Origin of the sequence: Pseudomonas sp. AF03-9 (genome assembly GCF_020515815.1) — a bacterium.
GTDB lineage: Bacteria > Pseudomonadota > Gammaproteobacteria > Pseudomonadales > Pseudomonadaceae > Aquipseudomonas.
The window spans coordinates 1-4,634 of record NZ_JAHPJF010000045.1 but is presented as its reverse complement, the minus strand read 5'-3'; the positions used below and the strand labels follow the sequence as shown (position 1 = coordinate 4,634).

Annotated in this window: 3 protein-coding genes; all 3 read right to left on the bottom strand. The window is 61.0% G+C overall.

Features of this window, described 5'->3' with window-relative positions:
• Positions 1–89: 89 nt before the first annotated feature.
• Complete coding sequence (gene rlmF, locus LIY36_RS27485; RefSeq protein ID WP_192297455.1) at positions 90–1,109, bottom strand: 23S rRNA (adenine(1618)-N(6))-methyltransferase RlmF; 1,020 nt, start codon at positions 1,107–1,109, stop codon at positions 90–92.
• Between the two features lie 218 nt (positions 1,110–1,327).
• Positions 1,328–4,174: a valine--tRNA ligase gene (locus LIY36_RS27480; RefSeq protein WP_226457839.1), complete on the bottom strand. Its 2,847-nt coding sequence runs from the start codon at positions 4,172–4,174 to the stop codon at positions 1,328–1,330.
• A 138-nt stretch (positions 4,175–4,312) separates the two neighbouring features.
• Positions 4,313–4,579: a hypothetical protein gene (locus LIY36_RS27475; protein WP_226457838.1), complete on the bottom strand. Its 267-nt coding sequence runs from the start codon at positions 4,577–4,579 to the stop codon at positions 4,313–4,315.
• Between the last annotated feature and the right edge of the window lie 55 nt (positions 4,580–4,634).

Here is a 4,634-nt window from a genome sequence, read left to right as displayed (position 1 = left end):
TCCCGTCACCTCGGTTTTCCTGACACACCGCGGCAGACCGTTTTAGGGCGGCTTCGCCACCCAGCGCGGGGCAAGCCCGCTCACTACAGTTAGTCGCGGGCCCAGCGCTGGCGCCAGATCTGCTGCTCGTTCTTGGTCTGGAAGGTCCAGGCCACAAAGCGGCTTTGCTTTTGCCCCTGGGACATCTCCACTACCTGGCTTTCCAGCACCCCGGCTTTTTTCAGCGCGGTCTCGATGGCAGGCAGGTTCGACGCCTTTGACACCAGGGTGCTGAACCACAACACCTTGTGGGCAAAATGCGCACTCTCGGCGATCAACTGCGTCACAAAACGCGCTTCGCCGCCTTCACACCACAATTCGGCCGATTGGCCACCGAAATTCAGTACCGGCAACTTGCGCTTGGGATCGGCCTTGCCCAGGGCGCGCCATTTACGCTCGCTGCCCTTGGTGGCTTCGTCCATGGACGCGTGGAACGGCGGGTTGCACATGGTCAGGTCAAAACGCTCACCCGGCTCCAGCAAGCCCAGCAGGATCTGCTTGGGGTTGGGTTGCTGGCGCAGTTGGATGACCTTGCTCAAGTCGTTGGACTGCACGATGGCCTTGGCGGCGGCCACGGCGGTAGGGTCGACCTCCGAGCCAAGGAAGGTCCAGCGGTACTCCATGTAGCCAATCAGCGGATAGACGCAGTTGGCGCCCATGCCGATGTCCAGCACCTTGATGATCGAGCCGCGCGGGACCTTGCCGTCGTTGTTGCTGGCCAACAGGTCGGCGAGGAAGTGCACGTAGTCCGCACGCCCCGGCACCGGCGGGCACAGGTAATCGGCCGGGATGTCCCAATGCTGGATGCCATAGAAGGATTTGAGCAGCGCCCGGTTGAACACCCGCACCGCATCCGGGCTGGCGAAGTCGATGCTCTCTTTGCCATACGGATTGATGATCACGAATTTCGCCAGTTCCGGCGTGGTCTTGATCAGCGCCGGGAAGTCGTAACGGCCTGTGTGGCGGTTGCGCGGGTGCAGGGTAGCCTCTTTGCGCGGCGCGACGGGCTTGGCCGTGGCGGCGGTTTTAGGCTTCTTGCGTGCAGGCTTGGGTGTGCTGGGGGCGGTCATGATGATTCTGGTGTTGGCTCAAAGTGACGGGCATTGTCACACATTCTCAGGGTGAACTCGGTTAAATGTGGGAGCGGGCTTGCTCGCGAATGCGGTACATCAGAAACAGATGCAGTGCCTGACACACTGCATTCGCGAGCAAGCCCGCTCCCACATCGATTGGGTTTTCAGGCCAAAAAAAAGAGGCCCGAAGGCCTCTTTTCTACATGGAATCCACCTTACAGGCTGGAAATCCGCGCATGTTGCTCCGCCAGCTTGCCCAGGGCCTGTTCAGCCTCGGCCAACTTGGCGCGTTCTTTGTCGATCACTTCGGCCGGTGCCTTGTCGACGAACGCCGCGTTGGACAGCTTGCCGCCCACACGCTGCACTTCGCCTTGCAGGCGCGCAATTTCCTTGTCGAGTCGAGCCAGTTCCGCGTCCTTGTCGATCAGGCCAGCCATCGGCACCAGCACTTCCATCTCGCCGACCAGTGCGGTGGCGGACAGCGGCGCTTCGGCGTCGGTAGCCAATACCGTGATCGACTCCAGCTTCGCCAGCTTCTTGAGCAGCGCATCGTTTTCGGCGAGACGACGCTGGTCTTCGGCACTGGCGTTCTTCACAAACACCGCCAATGGCTTGCCCGGCCCGATGTTCATCTCGGCGCGGATGTTGCGCGTGCCGAGCATCAGGGTCTTGAGCCATTCGATATCGCTTTCGGCCGCCTCATCGATGCGCGCTTCGTTGGCCACCGGCCAAGGTTGCAGCATGATGGTCTTGCCTTCGATACCGGCCAGCGGCGCGAGGCGCTGCCAGATTTCTTCGGTGATGAACGGCATGAACGGATGCGCCAGGCGCAGGGCCACTTCCAGCACGCGCACCAGGGTGCGACGGGTGCCACGCTGACGTTCGATCGGCGCGTTTTCGTCCCACAGCACAGGCTTGGACAGTTCCAGGTACCAGTCGCAGTACTGGTTCCAGATGAACTCGTACAAGGCTTGTGCGGCCAGGTCGAAACGGAACTGGTCGAGTTGGCGGGTCACTTCGGCTTCGGTGCGCTGCAATTGCGAGATGATCCAGCGATCCGCCAGGGACAGTTCGACGGCTTCGCCGTTCTGGCCGCAGTCTTCGCCTTTGTCCAGCACGTAGCGCGCGGCGTTCCAGATCTTGTTGCAGAAGTTGCGATAGCCTTCGACGCGGCCCATGTCGAACTTGATGTCGCGACCGGTGGACGCCAGCGAGCAGAAGGTGAAGCGCAGGGCGTCGGTGCCATAGCTGGCGATGCCGTCGGCGAACTCGTCGCGGGTCTGCTTCTCGATCTTCTTCGCCAGTTTCGGCTGCATCAGGCCCGAGGTACGTTTTTGTACCAGGGTTTCCAGGTCGATACCGTCGATGATGTCCAACGGGTCCAGGACGTTGCCCTTGGACTTGGACATCTTCTGGCCCTGGCCGTCACGCACCAGGCCGTGCACGTACACGGTCTTGAACGGAACCTGTGGCGTGCCGTCCTCGTTCTTCACCAGGTGCATGGTCAGCATGATCATCCGGGCGACCCAGAAGAAAATGATGTCGAAGCCGGTGACCAGCACGTCGGTGGAGTGGAATTTCTTCAGGAATTCGGTCTGTTGCGGCCAGCCCAGGGTGGAGAACGTCCACAGGCCCGAGCTGAACCAGGTGTCCAGCACGTCGTTGTCCTGTTGCAGCGCAACGTCGGCACCGAGGTTGTGCTTGGCACGCACTTCGGCTTCGTCGCGGCCTACATAGACCTTGCCCGACTCGTCGTACCAGGCCGGAATACGGTGGCCCCACCACAGTTGACGGCTGATGCACCAATCCTGGATGTCGCGCATCCACGAGAAGTACATGTTTTCGTACTGTTTCGGCACGAACTGGATGCGGCCATCTTCCACGGCAGCAATCGCAGGCTCGGCCAACGGCTTGGTGGACACGTACCACTGGTCGGTCAGCCACGGCTCGATGATGGTGCCGGAGCGGTCGCCCTTCGGCACTTTCAGGCCGTGGTCGTCAACGCTGACCAGCAGGCCGGCAGCGTCGAAGGCGGCAACGATCTGCTTGCGCGCTTCGAAACGGTCGAGACCGGCGTATTCGGCCGGGATCTTGCCGTCGATGCTGTCGTTCAACGTGCCATCCAGGTTGAACACCTGGCAGGCCGGCAATACGGCGGCGTTTTTGTCGAAGATGTTCAGCAGCGGCAGGTTGTGGCGCTTGCCGACTTCGTAGTCGTTGAAATCGTGGGCCGGGGTGATTTTCACACAGCCGGTGCCGAATTCCGGGTCGCAGTAGTCGTCCGCGATGATCGGGATGCGGCGGCCAACCAGCGGCAGCTCGACGAACTTGCCGATCAGTGCCTGGTAGCGCTCATCGTTCGGGTTAACGGCCACGGCGGCGTCGCCGAGCATGGTTTCCGGACGGGTGGTGGCGACGATCAGGTAGTCGTTGCCCTCGGCGGTCTTGGCACCGTCAGCCAGGGGGTACTTGAGGTTCCACAGGAAGCCTTTTTCGTCGTGGTTTTCCACTTCGAGGTCGGAAATCGCCGTGTGCAGCTTGGTGTCCCAGTTGACCAGGCGTTTGCCGCGGTAGATCAGGCCGTCTTCATGCAGGCGCACAAAGGCTTCTTTCACGGCTTCCGACAGGCCGTCGTCCATGGTGAAGCGCTCGCGGCTCCAGTCTACGGACGAACCCAGGCGACGGATCTGACGGCTGATGTTGCCGCCGGACTGGTCTTTCCATTCCCAGACTTTTTCCAGGAATTTCTCGCGCCCCAGGTCGTGACGGCTCTGGCCGGTGGCTTCGAGTTGGCGTTCCACCAGCATCTGCGTGGCGATACCGGCGTGGTCGGTGCCCGGCTGCCACAGGGTGTTGCGGCCCTGCATGCGGCGGAAACGGATCAACGCATCCATGATCGCATTGTTGAAGCCATGGCCCATGTGCAGGCTGCCAGTGACGTTCGGTGGCGGGATCATGATGGTGTAGGAATCGCCCGCGCCTTGCGGGGCGAAATAATTCTCGGATTCCCAGGTGTTGTACCAGGAAGTTTCGATAGCGTGCGGCTGGTAGGTCTTATCCATGCGCGGCGGGACCCTAGTTGGCATTTATTCAGGAAAGCCGGCAAGTATAACGAGGATGAGCCGTTGCGCGTAGAGCGAGGTGACGGGGCGAAGTAGAAAGTTGGTTCGCCCCGTAGGTAGCACGAACGCAGAAATGGTCTAGATGACCCTCAGTGTATAGGTAGCCCAACCGGAGACAGGCTGGTTTGCCGTGTTGTATTCGGCAAACTGGATCAAGGCGTTGCCTTGTGCGTCGGGCTGTAGCGGTGGATTGAGTGTCAAGCTCCAATTACCCGACGCATCTGCCTGTGCCTGGCCATGAAAGATGCTGCCGCTGGCGTTATAGAACCAGATGGTTGAGTAGGGCGTTGCTATGCCTTGCAGGTAAGGATTGTAGGCACTGACTGTGGTCGAACTGGTCAACACGGGAGCGCTTCCTGGCGGGCGGGGCGTAGTGCCTGGGATAGTGCCGCCTCCCCCG

What these genes read in the sequence shown, in the direction of transcription:
- LIY36_RS27480 (WP_226457839.1), bottom strand. Translation starts at nt 4,174, where the DNA reads ATGGATAAGACCTACCAGCCGCACGCTATCGAAACTTCCTGGTACAAC.
- rlmF (WP_192297455.1), bottom strand. Translation starts at nt 1,109, where the DNA reads ATGACCGCCCCCAGCACACCCAAGCCTGCACGCAAGAAGCCTAAAACC.